The sequence below is a fragment of the Kocuria massiliensis genome (assembly GCF_900169715.1).
GTDB lineage: Bacteria > Actinomycetota > Actinomycetes > Actinomycetales > Micrococcaceae > Rothia > Rothia massiliensis.
The window spans coordinates 447,709-463,668 of record NZ_LT835160.1; the positions used below are offsets into that span (position 1 = coordinate 447,709).

13 protein-coding genes and 1 riboswitch are annotated in these 15,960 nt (G+C 62.8%); of the genes, 6 read left to right on the forward strand and 7 right to left on the reverse strand.

Going from position 1 to position 15,960, the window contains the following annotated elements; genetic code table 11:
- The first annotated feature begins 188 nt into the window (after positions 1-188).
- Positions 189-1,892, forward strand: a complete 1,704-nt coding sequence (locus B9Y51_RS03470; RefSeq protein WP_085528780.1) for a TIGR03767 family metallophosphoesterase — start codon at positions 189-191, stop codon at positions 1,890-1,892.
- Here B9Y51_RS03470 and moeB read toward each other — a convergent pair.
- From moeB to thiO, 4 genes are read right to left on the reverse strand one after another with little or no spacing between them, the layout of a single operon-like run.
- Positions 1,876-3,030 carry a molybdopterin-synthase adenylyltransferase MoeB gene (moeB, locus tag B9Y51_RS03475; protein WP_085528781.1) on the reverse strand — a complete coding sequence of 385 codons (1,155 nt, stop codon included), beginning with the start codon at positions 3,028-3,030 and terminating at the stop codon, positions 1,876-1,878. The two genes, B9Y51_RS03470 and moeB, sit on opposite strands and share 17 nt — an antisense overlap.
- On the reverse strand, positions 3,027-3,863 hold the full coding sequence (locus B9Y51_RS03480) for a thiazole synthase (protein ID WP_085528782.1): 837 nt from the start codon (positions 3,861-3,863) through the stop codon (positions 3,027-3,029). Before B9Y51_RS03480 ends, moeB begins: the two co-directional genes overlap by 4 nt.
- A 12-nt stretch (positions 3,864-3,875) precedes the next feature.
- The gene (gene thiS, locus B9Y51_RS03485) at positions 3,876-4,115 is read right to left on the reverse strand and encodes a sulfur carrier protein ThiS (protein ID WP_048681711.1); all 240 of its coding nucleotides are present in this window, start codon (positions 4,113-4,115) and stop codon (positions 3,876-3,878) included.
- Positions 4,096-5,337, reverse strand: a complete 1,242-nt coding sequence (gene thiO / locus B9Y51_RS03490) for a glycine oxidase ThiO (protein ID WP_085528916.1) — start codon at positions 5,335-5,337, stop codon at positions 4,096-4,098. The genes thiS and thiO overlap by 20 nt, the downstream gene beginning before the upstream one ends.
- A 154-nt stretch (positions 5,338-5,491) precedes the next feature.
- On the opposite strand from thiO, the gene thiE reads away from it, so the two are divergent.
- Both thiE and B9Y51_RS03500 read left to right on the forward strand, forming a co-directional pair.
- Positions 5,492-6,253 carry a thiamine phosphate synthase gene (gene thiE, locus B9Y51_RS03495; RefSeq protein ID WP_085528783.1) on the forward strand — a complete coding sequence of 254 codons (762 nt, stop codon included), beginning with the start codon at positions 5,492-5,494 and terminating at the stop codon, positions 6,251-6,253.
- Positions 6,254-6,287: 34 nt separating this feature from the next.
- Positions 6,288-7,673: an NAD-dependent succinate-semialdehyde dehydrogenase gene (locus B9Y51_RS03500; RefSeq protein WP_085528784.1), complete on the forward strand. Its 1,386-nt coding sequence runs from the start codon at positions 6,288-6,290 to the stop codon at positions 7,671-7,673.
- A 155-nt stretch (positions 7,674-7,828) separates the two neighbouring features.
- Here the strand turns inward: B9Y51_RS03500 and B9Y51_RS03505 are convergent, their stop codons facing one another.
- Positions 7,829-9,064: an ABC transporter permease gene (locus B9Y51_RS03505; RefSeq protein WP_143467974.1), complete on the reverse strand. Its 1,236-nt coding sequence runs from the start codon at positions 9,062-9,064 to the stop codon at positions 7,829-7,831.
- Between the two features lie 67 nt (positions 9,065-9,131).
- On the opposite strand from B9Y51_RS03505, the gene B9Y51_RS03510 reads away from it, so the two are divergent.
- A complete protein-coding gene (locus B9Y51_RS03510) occupies positions 9,132-9,746 on the forward strand; it encodes a TetR/AcrR family transcriptional regulator (protein ID WP_158088244.1) in 615 nt (204 codons plus the stop codon).
- Positions 9,747-9,803: 57 nt separating this feature from the next.
- Here B9Y51_RS03510 and metE read toward each other — a convergent pair whose 3' ends face one another.
- Positions 9,804-13,151 carry a 5-methyltetrahydropteroyltriglutamate--homocysteine S-methyltransferase gene (gene metE / locus B9Y51_RS03515; protein WP_158088245.1) on the reverse strand — a complete coding sequence of 1,116 codons (3,348 nt, stop codon included), beginning with the start codon at positions 13,149-13,151 and terminating at the stop codon, positions 9,804-9,806.
- A gap of 107 nt (positions 13,152-13,258) precedes the next feature.
- A riboswitch (SAM riboswitch) is annotated at positions 13,259-13,373 on the reverse strand.
- Positions 13,374-13,546: 173 nt separating this feature from the next.
- Positions 13,547-14,215, reverse strand: a complete 669-nt coding sequence (locus B9Y51_RS03520; RefSeq protein WP_085528788.1) for a DsbA family protein — start codon at positions 14,213-14,215, stop codon at positions 13,547-13,549.
- 157 nt (positions 14,216-14,372) lie between these two features.
- Between B9Y51_RS03520 and B9Y51_RS03525 the strand changes: the two genes are divergently transcribed.
- Together B9Y51_RS03525 and B9Y51_RS03530 are read left to right on the forward strand one after the other, a co-directional pair.
- The gene (locus B9Y51_RS03525) at positions 14,373-14,954 is read left to right on the forward strand and encodes a hypothetical protein (protein WP_085528789.1); all 582 of its coding nucleotides are present in this window, start codon (positions 14,373-14,375) and stop codon (positions 14,952-14,954) included.
- Positions 14,955-15,341: 387 nt separating this feature from the next.
- Positions 15,342-15,959: a DUF47 domain-containing protein gene (locus B9Y51_RS03530; RefSeq protein ID WP_048681791.1), complete on the forward strand. Its 618-nt coding sequence runs from the start codon at positions 15,342-15,344 to the stop codon at positions 15,957-15,959.
- The last annotated feature ends 1 nt before the right edge of the window (position 15,960 follow it).

Here is a 15,960-nt window from a genome sequence, read left to right on the forward strand (position 1 = left end):
GCGAGTTTGGCTTGCCTAACCTTCATCCCAACTAAACCCACATGCCCACATGTTGTACTCGTCGGTATTTTTATGACGAAATATGACGAATCCCGGCTGCGAGGGTTGTTTCGGTCGACTCGTCGAGGCCATATGCCGGCCAATTTTCTTTTACTTTAAATCCAAGTAGCCGTGGTCGAATCCGTACCATGGCACGCTATTCACGCAGAACCTTCTTCTTGGCCGCCGGCACCGTAGCCGCAAGCTCGAGCCTCCTCCCCTCGACCCTGACGCCCGCGATGGCACAAGACAGGATCGCTTCTGCCGCGGGCACCACCCTTGAATCGTCTGCAGTCCCCATCGGCACCACGGGATACCGCCGCCTCGCCGCCGGCCCCGGCTATCCCCTCAAGGTCCGGTCCGAAGCCCTACCGACGCCGCCCACCACCGAAGGCACCGACCGTCGCAAAACGTTAGCCTCCTTCGTGCAACTCACCGATATGCACGTCGTCGACGCACAATCCCCCATGCGCTTCGAATACCTGCATGACCTCACCGGTTCGGCCTTCCGTCCGCAGGAAGCATTCGGGACGCAAGGTTCCGTATCGCTGATTCAACGGATTAACTCTTTGGGCAAGGGCCCGCAAACGGGCCGTCCGCTCGACTGCGTCGTCACCACGGGCGACAGCACCGATAACCACGAAAGCGTTGAGCTGGACTGGTTCCTCACCATCATGAATGGCGGTTCGCTGACCCCGAATACCGGCGCACCAAATCGATGGGAGGGCGTCCAGAACTCCTCAAACCCCCAATATTGGCTCCCCGAAAGCGACGTCGAAGACCGTTATAAAAAGGCCGGGTTCCCGGTCGTCTCGGATTTCTTCGCCCGCGCCATGGCCCAGCACAGCAGCCCGGGCCTGAAATTTCCGTGGTTTAGCGTGTTCGGAAACCACGACGACTCCATCTGCGGAACGTTGCCCTCCGACTGGGCAGCATTCCGAGACATGTACACCGGTTCACTTAAATTCACCGGGTTCCGCGATGCAACGGCCAACCGGCAGCTCGAACGGCAGATCACGACCGACACCACTCAAGCCAGCAGTGCCCCCAGAGTGACGGCGAATAAGACGCCCAAACAGGACTTTCACGTCACCGCGGATGCCCGACGCAAGCCATTCACGCCATCCGAATTTATGCAGGCCCACCTGGACCACCCGTCGCCGGTCGGCCCCCTCGGAAACGGCTTTACTCCGGACCATGTGGGGCAGGGTATCGGGTACTACTCCTTCGACATTGCCGACGGCGTCGTCGGGATTGCCCTGGACTCGACCAATAGGGCCGGCTTTACCGGCGGATCCATCGGGGATGCCCAATACCGTTGGTTGGAACAGACGCTACGTGCCGGTTCCAGTCACTGGTACGACGGTCTGGGCGTTCGGAAGACCCAGTCCGCCGAAGACACCTATTTCATCGTCTTCAGCCATCACACGCCCGATACTATGAACAACCTGCTGCTCGCACCGGGTAATTCCGAGATTCGGCACGCCGGGTGGGACGTCGCGAACCTCCTGACACGCTTTCCTAATGTGCTGGCTTGGGTCAACGGCCATACCCACACCAATAAAATCACGCTGAAGCAGCACCGCACCCCCGAGCGCTCCTATTGGGAGATCAACACCGCTTCCCACGTGGATTATCCGCAGCACGCCCGAACCATCGAAGTGACGGACAACGGCAACGGCACGGTCTCTTTGCTGACCACGATCCTCGAATCCGAAGCTCCTTACGACGGGGATTCTGCCGCGACGCTGTACCGCGAGTACTCCTTCAACGATCTCCACGCCGATTCCAAACTCATGGGCACAGACCAGGATCACAACACCGAATTGCTGCTGGTTAGCCCCCGGAGTTAGGTCTCGCTTCGCCCCACGCGTCGTAACCACCCGTCAGGCTTCGAATCGAAACACCGCCCAGGGCCTCTTCCAGGAGGCCTTGAGCCTGGCGGGACCGCACCCCGGCTTTGCAATACACGATGGTCGGGATTCCTTCCCGGATGTGACGATCCGCAACGCCTCGGGGATCTTCGCCGATGCTCCCCAAGGGGATGTTGACGGCTCCCGAGATGGCGCCCAGCCGGAATTCCCACGGCTCGCGGACATCCAGGATGGTCAATTCCGCGTCACCCCCGAGGAGATTCCGCAGCTCGGCCACGGAAATCGCCTCGCCGGGCAGGGCCTCGCTCGAGATATCACACTGCGTCGGTCCGGTCTCCTCGACGAGGTCCGGCGCAACACTCGTCACGGGAGCTCGATGTGGATCTGGGCTCACTCGCAATTCGCGGAAGGTCGCGGCGAGTGCGTCATAAACCATGACGCGGCCCAAGAGGGTCTCACCAATACCGGCGATCAGCTTGATGGCCTCGGTGGCCATCAGGGTTCCGACGACGCCGGGCAGGACACCGATCACGCCCGCCTCCGCGCAGGAAGGAACCTCTCCCGGCGCCGGAGGTTCAGGAAACAGATCGCGATACGTGGGCCCGCGCCCACCCCAAAACACGCTCACCTGACCCTCGAAACGCAGGATCGCACCATAGACCACGGGCTTCCCGAGGATTTCCGCTGCGTCAGAGACGATGTAGCGGGTGAGGAAATTATCCGAACCATCGATCACCACGTCCGCATCCCGAAGGAGCTCGAGAGCGTTTTCCCTAGTCAAGCGGGTTCGATGTTCGACGACGTGGGCTTCCGGATGCAGCTCGTGGACGACGTCGGCCGCTGAGGAGGTCTTGGGGCGCCCGATGTCGGATTCCCCGTGAATGACTTGGCGGTGGAGGTTCGAGCGGTCCACGAGGTCGTCGTCGATGATCTCGAGGTGGCCAACGCCTGCCGCGCCTAGATACTGAAGGATGGGAGCCCCCAGTCCCCCGGCCCCCACGACGACCACTCGGGAATCGAGGAGGGCGCATTGGGCTTCGGGACCGAATCCTGACAGGCCCAGGTGACGCTGAAATCGCTCGATTTGGCTTGGGCTGAGATCTTCGACGCGTGTCACAGGCGGTCCTCTGCCCGAACCCGGCCGCTCATGGGTGAGGACGCCACCGCGTCGGCGCGGCGCGGGATGCGCCCAGCCTGCCTGGCCCAGTATCCAGCTTCGGTTCCGAATCGCATGGCCTGAGCCATCGCTTTCGGGTCTCGGGCCCGCGTGACAGCGGAGGCCGCGAGCACGGCGTCGCACCCGAGTTCCATGGCTTGAGCCGCTTCCGAGGCAGTCCCAAGGCCGGCATCCACCACCACGGGAACCGAGGCCCTGGCCGCAATCAGCTCGATATTGAACGGGTTCAGAATTCCTAAGCCCGTGCCGATCGGCGAGCCTAAGGGCATGACGGCGGCGGCCCCCACATCTTCCAGCCGGAGCGCCACGCTCGGGTCGTCCGTGGTGTACACGAACGGCACGAAACCCTGATTCGCGAGCTCCTCCGTGGCTTTGAGGGTTTCGACGACGTCCGGCAGCAGAGTGGTCTCATCCGCAATGACTTCAACCTTGACGAGGTTGGTCTCCAAGGCTTCCCGCGCGAGCTGGGCCGTCAGCACGGCGTCTTTGGCGGTGAAGCTCCCGGCCGTATTGGGCAGGACGTCGATGTTCAATCGTTCCAAAAGCTCAAAAACGCTGGTGCGGCCCTCGGGACTGAATTTGCGCACCGCGACCGTGGTCAGGGCGGTACCGGACGCCATCAGCGCCCGTTCCAGGGAGGAAAGGTCCGTGGCGCCGCCGGTTCCCATGATGAGTCGGCTCGTCAGCTCGTAGTCGCCCACGCGCAGCGTCGGGATGTGCGGTGCTTGGACTTCGGGCGTGGTCGAGGGAGGAGTTTTCGTGGTGTTGTCCATGGTGATGCCTTTCTACCCGCCCTGCACGGCGGTGACGAGTTCCAGTGTGGCTCCGGCGGCGATGCGCCGTTCTGACCAGGTGCTCCGAGGCACGACGGCCCCGTCCATCGACACCGCAATCCCGAGACGTCCGCCGTCCTGGGGCGTGCCATCCGGTGCGAGACGACGCCCCGTGGCCTGGGTAACGACGTCGACGATGGTGGCGCCGTCGTCCACGGTGAGCTGTTGATCGTTAACGGTGATGATTGCCATTGGCGGGCCCTTTCTGGGTCAGAGAATGATTCGGTGCGGCCTCGCGTTCGATCCGCCCTGGGTTCATGGCCGCAAGGAGTTCGGCGTCCTCGGAGGAAAGCATCTCCCCCGAAAGCAGCGCCGCGCCGAGTCTCGCCCCGAGGGGAGCCAGCAATATTCCGTGTCGGGAATATCCGGCCGACACCAGAATTCCTGGCGCCTTCGGGATCAGGCCGACGTACGGGATGTCATCCGGTGACACCGGGCGGGCCCTCGCGGTGATGTCTGCGATCTCGAAGTGCCGGAGCGCGGGCAGGACCGTGATGGCGTCTTCCAGGAGTTCGTGCACTCCCCCTGCGTGGATGCCGTCGAGTCCGTCCTCACGCACGGTTGCTCCGACCACGATTTCGCCGTCGTCGCGCGGCACGAGGTAAACCTGTCGCCCCAGAATCGTCGCGCGAATGGTCGACGAGAGCACGGGCTTCCGATCCGCACCTACGGGATCTCGAGGCCGCAACCGCAGGATGTCGCCGTACACCGGACGAAGGTCGAGGGACAGGTCGGAGAGTATTCCGCTCAGCGACGTGCACCCCATTCCACAGGCGACGACGACCCGGTCCGCCACCCCTTCCATACCGCCGTCTGTGTGCACCGCATAGGGTCCGTCGGCCGAACCGGTGACCCGTTCCACTCGCTCGGCGACCCACTCAACGGCCGGTCCGGCCCCCGGAAACTCCGTGGGGTCGAGCTCCCGAGACAAGGCGTCCCGAAGTGCCACGCACAGGACTCTGGGATCCACTTGGGCGTCGTCGGGAGCAGCGAATCCTCCGGCGATGCGCGCGTTGAGGAAAGGTTCGCGCTGCTGAATCTCCTGGGTCGCGAGCCGCTGAATATTCAGCCCGTATTCCGTGTGGACGCGGGCGTGATCGCGCACTCGCTCGAGGTCGCTTCGATCGCCGCCGATCAACAAGGTTCCGTTGTCGAGGAATCCGGTGGGGAGGTCCGTTGCTCGGCCCAGTTCTTCCACGAGACACGGGTATTCCCGGCGCGCGGCCACCAGCAAGGGGTACAACCGCTCTTGACCAAATTGCACCTCGCTGACCGGTGCCAGCATTCCCGCGGCCGCATACGTTGCGCCACCCGCGACGTCGGGGTCGCACACCGTGACCCGGTGCCCCTTAAGACGCAGGTGCCAGGCTGTCTGCAACCCCACGATTCCTGCGCCCAGTACGACGACGTGCACGTGATTCTTCCTCCTCACGGCGGCATGATCCGCTTCGAGTCCAAATGGTCGGCGGTTTTGCCCTCTCAGACCGGCCATCCCGGTCTCCCACGTTCTGCCTAGTCTATGACGAGGACCAACTTCCAGAGAAGTCTCCTGTACTACTCTGTGGAGCGTGACCCACCTTGACGATTCTCCCCACGGCCAGACGACGCATGCCGCGCGCCTCGAACGCCTCACCGATGCGCGTCTCTACCTCTGCACCGACCTCCAAGAATTCGTCGATCGGACCCCCGACGAATTCCACCCCGAGCACCTGAACCTCCCGCGAGTCACCCAGTTCTTCCGCGAGTGTTTCCGGGGCGGCGTGGATATCATCCAGGTCCGAGACAAAAAGGTTTCCGCCCAGACCGAACTCACCGCATTGCGCATCCTGGTTTCCGTGGCACGGGCCGAAGGTGGCCTCTCGGCGGCCAACGACCGGGCCGATCTGGCCGCACTCGCCGCGGTGGACGTCTTTCACATCGGGCAAACCGACGTGACTCCCCGTCAGGCCCGACAGATTCTGGGCCCGGAGACCCTCATCGGACGCTCCTGCCACCACCAGGACCACGTCGTCGCCGCCGTCGAAGACCCCGACGTCGATTACTACTGCACTGGCCCCGTTTGGGAGACCCCCACCAAGCCCGGGCGGACCGCCGTGGGACTGGCCCTTCCTTCCTTCGCCGCGCAACAACCGGGGAATACGCCGTTTTTCGCGATTGGAGGGATCAACGCGGATAACCTGAACGAGGTGTTGGCCAGCGGTGCCACCCGGGTCGTCGTCGTGCGAGCGATCACAGAATCCTCAGACCCTCAGGAGGCCGCCACGACCCTCCGCGACGGGCTCCGCCGTCGTCATGACCGGCAACATTCAGCCACGACCGAAACTCGCTAGACGGACGAGTATAAAACGGGGTTTGCTAGGGAATATGAGTACTTTCGCAGTAACCAATCCCAGCACCGGAGTCGTCGAGGAAACCTTCGATTCCCTCAGCCCCGAGCAGATTCCCCACATCATCGACCGGGCTCACCAAGCATTCGAATCCTGGAAGGACACCCCGCTCACGGACCGGGCCGCAGTCCTCGAAAAATTTGCCGATATTGTCGACTCCCGAGTCGATGAATTGGCCGACATCATCGGTCGGGAAATGGGCAAGCCGCTCAAGCAGGGCAAGGCGGAGGCCACCAAGGTGGCTTTTACGGCCCGCTGGTTCGCCAAGAATTCGGCGCGGTTCCTGGAAAATACGGAACTACCCGAAGCCCAAGGCGCGGACAAGACCTACGTTAAGCACGATCCCCTGGGCGTTCTGCTCGGCATCATGCCGTGGAACTTCCCGTACAACCAGATCGCGCGTTTCGTCTTGCCGAATCTCATGGTGGGCAACACGATCCTCATGAAGCAGGCCGCTATCTGCCCCAAGTCTTCGCAGACTTTCCAGGACATGCTCGATGAGGCAGGCCTCCCCGAGGGCGTCTACACCAACATCTACCTGAACAGCAGCGACGCCGAAGAGGTCCTCAAGGACTTCCGAGTCAAGGGATTCTCTTTGACGGGCTCCGAGGATGCGGGCGCTTCCGTAGCCGCGATTGCCGCCAAGTACTACAAGCGTTCCGTCTTGGAACTCGGCGGCAATGACCCGCTGGTCGTCTTGGACACCGACGACGTCCCGGCCCTCGCCCAGAAGGCCGTCACGCTCCGCATCTCGAATGCGGGTCAGGTGTGCACCTCGCCCAAGCGATTCATCGTTCTCGAGGAGATCTACGACGACTTCGTGGCCGCCGCCACGCAGGCCGTGGAGAACGTGACCGTCGGGGCCTACGACGACCCCAACACCGACATGGGCCCGCTCTCCTCCGAGGGCGCTCGTGACGAGGTCGTCGAGCGCATCGCTCAGGCCGTTCGGGACGGAGCGACGCTCCACACCGGCGGCGAGAAGCTCGACCGCGACGGATGGTTCATGTCCCCGGCCCTGCTGACCGATATCGACCCCTCCTCCGATCTGGGGTGCAACGAACTGTTCGGCCCGGCCGTCATGATCTACAAGGCCAAGGACGAAGAGGACGCCCTGCGCCTGGCGAACGATACCCAGTACGGTCTCATGGCGTCGGTGTGGACCACCGACCCCGAACGAGGCCAGAAGTTCGCCGAAAAGATCAATGCGGGCATGACCTTTGTGAATACCCACATGGATTCCAGCCCGGAGTTCCCCTTCGGCGGCATCAACCGCTCGGGTTACGGCCGTGAAAACGCCCAGTGGGCCCTCCAGCAGTTCACCAACGAACGCACGGTCCGGGTGAAGAACCAGCAGCTCTAGCAGCTGACCTTCCTGGGGAGAGATCGCGGCCGACGTCGCCTCCCTACCCCAGACGCGACCAGGGCTGGTCGTGGAATCGAGAAACCCTCGACTCCGCGACCAGCCCTTCGTTGTTCAGGGGGGGGTCGTCGCCCCCCCTGAGTCCTCGCGACAACCTATGCCGTGACTTCGGACGCCTCTCCGCTAGCGGTGCTCTTGCGGTGTCGCGGTGCGTGGTCGTGCCCAGCGACGTCGTCGGAGCCCTCGGTGGAGTTCTCACCAGAGTCCTCCACGTCAGGGGTTTCGTCGTTGATCGAGTTGTGCCGGAAGTGGCCGACGCTCGTGAGGAGCACGCCGAGCGCGACCCACGCGATGAGCGTCCACCACTGCTGCGCGGTCGGGGCATCCGGGAAGTAGCTCAGTGACCGAAGCAGCGTGTTCGATGCGCCCGGAACGAGGAATTGGCCGATGTGGCCCCACGGCTCGGCGAGGAACTGCCACGGAGCCGTGGCCCCGGAGAGCGGGTTGCCAATCAGCAAGGTCACCAACGCACCGATGCCAATGCCTGGGGCGCCCAAAATGGCCGTACATCCGAGGATGAAGGTCGCCGTGGCCATCGCGGAAAGTCCGAAGGCCAACCACAGTAAGCCAAAGTTGCCGCTGACGAACCCGAACCACGTATGAAGAATCAGCGTGAGGCTCAGTCCGGCGAGCGCACCGTAGGCCACGGCGGCGATGAGGCGTCGCCACACGCCCTTGACCAAGAACGTGATGAGCACGCCACCGATCATTCCGCCCAGGACCAGCGGGAACGCCGCGGCGGTGAGGCCAGCCCCGTTAGGGTCGTCCTGGGACAGCGGGACAATTTCGGTGACAGGAACCTCGGCCGTGGCGGCCTTCTGCTGCATCGCCAACGCCTGCTGCGCTTGCGCCCCCGAGAGGTTTCCGCCGGACTTCTTCTGAAGCTGATCCACCTGCGCGGTGATCTGAGTCCGCATCTGCGTGGTGAGCTGGTCGCCCATGCCCTTCATGATCTGCGTTGCGGTGGAGTTCGACGCCGGGGCGGTCAGCACCTCGGGCATATTCGGCTGTTCCGCAAGAATGATGGCGCCGTACGTTTCACGGTGCTTGATTTGGTCCACGGCCTGATCGCGGGAATCGGCGTGTACGAAGTCGAAGGTATCTCCGCTCTTTTCGGAGATCTTGTTTTCAAACTGGTCCACGGCTTGCTGGGGTCCGGCCACGCTCACGGGAAGGTTGTGGGTTTCTGCCGTCTTGGTGGGCCAGCTGAAGGCTAGTACGAAGATCGACACGACGAGTGCCGCGACGAGGGACACCCCCAGGACTTTCCCCAGATGGCTACCGCGGTGCGCGGTGGATTCCGCGCCTGCGGTCGTTTGGCTGCTGCTCATGGCGCCCCCTAAAAAGAACGTTCGTTTTTGTTGGCATCAGCCTAACAGAACGACTATTCTCTTTTCCATGCCTAAACTTTCCGAATCCACCAAGACGGAACGCCGCGAGCGGATCATCGTCGCCGCGCGCGAATGTTTCAGGCGCAATGGCTTCTCCAACACGTCCATGTCCGACATCGTCGAGGCCTCTGGCATGTCCGCAGGGTCCATCTACTCCCACTTCGAGGGAAAGGCCGACATCATGCGCGGCACCGCGGAGAGCATTTTTCGCGCCGCGATCAACGACCTTCGAGAGTTACAACGTGACAAGCGTTACGGACCCACCCCTGCCGATCTCGTCAAACTCTTGGCCATTACCCTCCGAAGTAACGGTCTCGGCCCCCTTCTGATTCAGTTCATTTCGGAATCCACGGTCAACCCGGAACTTGCCGGCGTCGCACAAGAGAACTTGAGACGGGCTCGCACGGTCTTGTCTGAGAACCTCATCCCCTGGACCACCGCTCGGGCCGAGGAACAAGGGGACTCCTTAGATCCCTCCGACCCTTCGACGGATCCCGAACGCATTGCCAACGTCATCATGGTGATTTTGCACGGATTCTTACTGCGCACTTCCGTGGAACCTGACGTGAACCTCGAAAGACTTGCCGCCGACGTCGCGACCTTGATGCCAGACATTCCCTAAGCTCGGACGCACGACGACGGGGCCCGCCGCAGCAGACCCCGCCGTCGTCGTCATGCGCTAGACCGCGACCGTTTCCCGGACCCCATGGGCGCCCGCCACCAAATGCCGCAAGGCCGCCGTTGTTTCGGCGTAGCCCCGGGTTTTCAGACCACAGTCGGGATTGGCCCAAAGCCTCCCGCGGGGAACCACCGAAGCAGCGGTGGCCAGCAACTCGCTAATTTCCTCCTGCGCCGGAACGCGCGGCGAATGAATATCCCACACGCCGGGACCGATGCCCCGCTCAAAGCCGATCTCGGACAACGGTCCGAGGAGCTCCATGCGCGACCGGGCGGCCTCGACGCTCGTCACGTCCGCATCTAAGGCGTCAATCGCCGAGAGCACCTCGCCGAATTCCGAATAGCAGAGATGGGTGTGGATCTGCGTTTCGGGCCGGACTCCCGACGTCGCGATGCGGAAGGCACGGACCGACCACTCCAGGTAGTCGGCGTGATCGCGACGTCGTAGGGGAAGCAGTTCCCGCAGGGCCGGCTCGTCGACCTGGATCGCACGAATCCCGGCCGCTTCCAGATCGCGCACCTCGTCTCGAAGGGCCAGCGCGACTTGTTCCGCCGTCTCGGAAACCGGCACGTCCTCGCGGATGAACGACCAGGCCAGGATGGTGACCGGCCCGGTCAGCATGCCCTTGACCGGACGGTCGGTGAGAGATTGCGCGTACGAGGCCCACGGCACGGTGATGGCTTCTCCCCCAATTCCCGGGCCAACCCGCTTGACGTCCCCCCACAAGATCGACGGCCGAGTGCAGCGCGAACCGTACGACTGCACCCACCCGTGTTGTGTGGTGTCAAAGCCCTCAAAGTGCTCGGCAAAATACTGCACCATGTCGTTGCGCTCGGGCTCGCCGTGCACCAAAAGGTCCAGGCCGATGTCCTCTTGCAGGGAGATGACCTCGCGAATTTCCTGCCGAAGCCGGGAGTCGTAATCCGCATCGGAGACGCGGCCGGCGCGATGGGCGGAACGCACGGCCCGCAATTCCGGGGTCTGTGGGAAGGAGCCGATTGTCGTGGTGGGAATCTGGGGCAAGTCCGCGGCAACCCCGCGCTGCTCTTGAGCTTCCCGACGCACCTCGAAGGGTTCGCGGCGGGCATCGTCTTCCGAAAGGCGAGCGCGTCGTTCGCGGATTTCGATCCGTCGCACGCCCTCGGTCTCCGCACGGTGGCGCAGAGCCTCGTCCGACTCCCGCAGTTGCTCCTCGATCGCGTCTCTGCCTTCCGCAAGGCCTCGGGCGAGGGCGACCGTTTCCTCGACCTTTTGGTCCGCGAAGGCCAACCATCGCTTCGGCGCCTCGGACAGACGTGTTTCCCGCTCGACGTCGTGAGGGACGTGGATGAGGGAGGTCGAGGTGCCCACCGAAACGCGCGCTCCTGCGTCCCGTAACCGTTCCACCAGGTCGAAGGCACGACGAAGATCCGTGCGCCACACGTTGCGCCCATTGACGACGCCGGCCACCAACGTCGGGGAGTCTGGACGGGTAAACAGTGCGAGCTGCTCTGGGGAAAGGTTTCGGAGGACGCCGCGCTCGGGCCCCGAGGTGAGGTCCACATGAACCGCTTCGACGCCGCTCTCGACCAAAGGTTCCAACAACCCCTCGGCATCTCCATAAGGCGTGGTGACCAGGAGGGAGGGGCGTCCATCACCGCGAGATTCGGTGAGCTGACGGTACGTTTCACGCACCGCCTCCGCGAGGTCCGGACGGTCGACGTCCGCCACCAGTCCCGGTTCGTCGAGTTGGATCCATTCGGCTCCGGCCGCACCCAAGTCCGCAATGATCTGCCGATAGACCTCGGTCAGATCCTGAAGGCGGCTCAGTGGGTCGAACCCCTCCGGGGCGTCATCGTCCGCCTTGGAGAGGAGCAAGAACGTGAGCGGACCAACCAGTGCGGGCCGGAGCTTCTCGGAGGACCCCGACGACGCCGCGTCCTGCAACTGCCGGCCAAACTCGCTCGTATTGGCGCTCAACGGGGTCTCCGGACCAATTTCCGGCACCAGGTAGTGATAGTTCGTGTCGAACCATTTGGTCATTTCGAGCGGCGAATGGGCGTCATCGCCACGGGCCAGAACAAAGGCGGCGTCCTCATCCAGAGCCCCGGCGTCGTCACGCAGATCCGCGAGGCGTCGAGGAACTGCGCCGGTGGCCAACACGACGTCGAGCACCTGGTCGTAGAGGGCCCACGAGGCCGGGATCGACGCCGCGTCGGTCAGCCCCAGCCGTTCGAGCCTTTCCGTGGCCGCGCTCCTCACTCCCTTCACGGCGTTCGCTAGATCGTCCCGTCCATGGGTACCGCTCCAGTACTTCTCGAGCGCACGTTTGATCTCTCGATCGGGTCCAATTCGCGGATACCCCACGATGGTCGCGGAAGGTACGCGCCGCCTGGCCTCGGCAGGGTTTGCTTCCGGGACAGTCTGCTGGCTGGTCTGTTCATTCTGGCGCTGAGTCACGATGTTCTCCTGAGAAGTCAGTGGGGATTCGGTGCGTCCGGCACGCAAACCGAGACGGTCTACGAGCTCGAGGGCGGCTCGATGTTCGTTGAAGGTGTAGAGGTGAAGTCCGGGTGCTCCGGCGTCGAGGGCTTGGCGGGCGAAGTATTCTGCGTGGTCCACGCCGACGGCCAACCTCTCGGCTTCGGTACGGGCGGTTTCGAGTCGATGAGCGAAATCCGCATCCGGCGCGAGGCCCGCGAGTTCACACACCCGGAGGTACCTCTTCAGGCTGGTCACCGGAAGGATCCCGGGAACCAACGGCAGGTCCACCCCGTTGGCCGAGGCGCGGGCGACAAGATCGGAGTAGTGCGTCGGGTCCGTATAGACCTGCGTGATCGCAAAGTCCGCACCGGCTCGCTGTTTGGCGAGCAATACCTCGGTGTCCTGGTGGATGCTCGATGAATCCGGGTGACGGACCGGATAGGCCGCAACTCCGACGGCGAGCCGTCCGGCGCACAATTCGGGCACTCGTTGCCGCTCGACGTCGCGAATGAGCTCGACCAGATGACGGGCGAAGGGAAGTTCCTCCGAGAGCAGGTGGTGGCCCTCTGGCCTATCTCCACGGAGCGCCAGGAACCCCCGAACCCCAAGATCAATCATCTCGCCGATCAACTCGTGGAGCTTCGGGGCGGGTTGTCCGGTGGCGATCACGTGGGCCAACGGGCGAAGGCCGGTGCGATGAACCAGGTGGTCCAGCAATCTGAGGCTCTGCCGGCGTCGCTGTCCGTCCACGGCGGCGGTCACCGAGACGTAATCGGGCCGAACCTCTTCTAATTTCTCGACGGTCGCGGCCAATTTCTCTTCGCTGATCCGCCCTCGCGGCGGATATAACTCGAAGGAAAGTGCCGGTGGGTGGTGTGGTTTCACGGCGGGTTCTCCTTTCGGATACGCCCGATGCAGCGTGAAAACCGTGCGGCCGACGGCAAAGAGAGGGTCGATCGTCGACCCCGCTACCGCCGACCGAGGTTCAATGCACTCCATCGGTCCTGGCGGGAGCACCTTTCCGTGATTATGCGACGAGAGTAATTCGTCTCACGGTGGTTGCTGTGACGTCGTCGAGCCAGGTCTCTCAGTCACTCTGGATAGATACGGTGCTATTCAAGCCCGCGGCTTTGGTGTTCCTCAAGGATTTGACGCGAAATGTCGAGTGTCGTCAGGTAAGACGACGTGACGTCACGCGCGGGAAACATTTCGGAACTAACCTTCTCGAGACGAAATGTGAGCGAGGACCGTCAATTCTTGTTCACGCTGGAGACACAAACTCACTCATCATCTGTCATCTCTTCGAAGGTGTGGATCATGCGGTCCAGACTGCAATTTGCGTCCAAATCCCGTACCACCAATCCATCCACCACGAATGCAGGGGCTCCTGCGATGTCCAGCGCTTCCGCTTCGTCGCGCTGCGCCTCCACGGCCTGCTTCACCTCGGGACTGTCCATTTCCTCCAGGAACCGCCCTGGGTCGATACCGAGGGAGGCCGCGAATCTCACGAGGCATTCGAACAACGCGTACGGGCCGCCCGCCCCTTCCCACTCCGACCGGTGGCGCAGGAGAAGATCCGCCATCTCCGGAAACCGATCCAGCCGCTCTGCAGCCTCCATCGCATAGGCAACCGGGACGGCAGATCCGTGAAGATTCAGGGGATAGTTCTTGATATCGAGATTCATGCGGCCGCTGAGCCTCCGCCCCGCCTCATAGAAAGTTCGGTAGGCCTCTTCGGCGTATCGACTCTGATAGTCGATGTACATCACGGCCGTGGGCGCACCGGGCTGATGGTGGTTGATGTGCGTTGCTTCCACGCTCGACCAAGCCGCCGGCGCTGGGCCGTCCGAGGCCAGGCCCACCCGGGCATCCGTGGACATGTAGGCCGCGCATCCGAGGGTCAGAACACCCACCAGAGCCACGACTCCCCACTGACCAATCTTCGCCATGGCTCCCTCATTCGCCAGTTTCAGCCCTTTAGTCGGAAATCGATAAAGAACAGACTAGTTCAAATTTGGTCTACACCCAAGTAACTTTCATTGTGGTGCGGATAATTCCGTGATTACATAGGAAAGTCACCAGATTTTCGCCCCTCGAGAGGTAACAATGTCAGAGAACCACCCGAACCCCACGGGAAACCAGCCCCCTCAGTTCAACGGCGGTCCCGAGCAGGGAACCCCGCAGTACCAGGGCGGAAATCAGCCCGCCGGCCAGCCGGGTTACGGTCAGCCGCAGTATCAGGGCAGTGACTTCGGTCAGCGCAACCCGTTGGACCGCCCGAAATCGGTCAAGACGGCGTCCGTGCTGATCTTCATCGTCGGTGGTCTGACAATTCTCGGCGGTCTCTTCGGGATGCTCGGCGGACTCGCCGCCAGCGCGTCGACCGAAGCAGCCGATGCCCTCCAGGGCATCCCCCCGGGAGCCCTCATCGGCCTCGGAGTCGTCGACATTATCTTGGGTCTCGTCTTGATCTTCGCCGGTGTGGCCGTTCGCAAGGGCAAGAACTGGGGCAGGGTCGCCACTTTGGTCATCACGATCCTGCTGATCATCAGCTTCATCGTCTCCCTGATCGGCGGCAACTTTAGCGGCATCGTCGGCGTGGTCCTCCTGATCATCGCCTCCGTGAACCTCTGGAAGGGCGAAGGCGCGGCCTGGTTCAAGACCCTCCAGGGTCACCAGGCTCGCTAAGACGAAAAGCTTTAAGGGGCAACGGCAACGTTGCCTTGGGCAAGGGGACGGACCATATGGTCCGTCCCCTTGTTGCGTGAGCCGGCACCCACTGGTGCTCGTTGACAGTCCCCCAAGCCGAGGGCCACACTGGATGTAAGGCACTGGGCCGCAGGTTGCCCCGGGCTCCATCATTTAGCCGCTACGAGCGGCCTTCCGCCGAGAGGCGCACCCGGTCCAGTGCCCCATAAACCTTCGAGAACGCCTCCGACGCCGTCGGGGGCGTTTTTCGCGCGCACGCCTGGAGGAACGTAACCTCTCCGCGCGTCATGAAGCCGCCGAGGTCAACTTGTTAACCCTGGGCGGTTATCTTAAAGACGATGACGACAGAACTTTGGAAGGCTCAGCGTGGCAATTCGCCTCTTTCCACAAGAGAATAGGGCTCTTGTGCTCCTAGCCGAGATGGCTCAGCTCGTCGTGGACGCGACCTCGGCCACCTCCCGCATGATGGGCTCACCGGCCTCTGACCACGAGGACGTGTTCCAACAGGCGCTCGAGATCGAAGGAAAGTCGACCGATCACTTTTTCGCCCTGATGACCACGGTCCGTAGCGCCTTCGTACTTCCCCTACCTCGCGCCGACCTCTACCAACTGGCCCAGCGCCTCAACCAGGCCACGGAATCCTTGACGTCCGCAACCCACATCATTCGCATCCATAACTTGGATCGGTTCTCCTCCCGCGCGTCCGATTTGCTCGACCTCCTTCAGCGTCAGGCTTCACTCACGACCGAAGCGATGCGTCATCTCTCCGATCTCGAGGGGCTGGACGAGTACTGGATCGAGGTGCTTCGCATGTCGAAACAGTCGATCCGCACCACCGACCTCTACCAAGCGGACATGATGGACCGGCTCAAACCGGCGTCGTACATCAAAGAGGCTCAATTCACGGACAAGCTCCAGACGGCCTCGTTGAGCGTTCGCCAGGTCGCAACCGACGTGGGGCGAATCCTCGTTCAGGAGTCGTAGG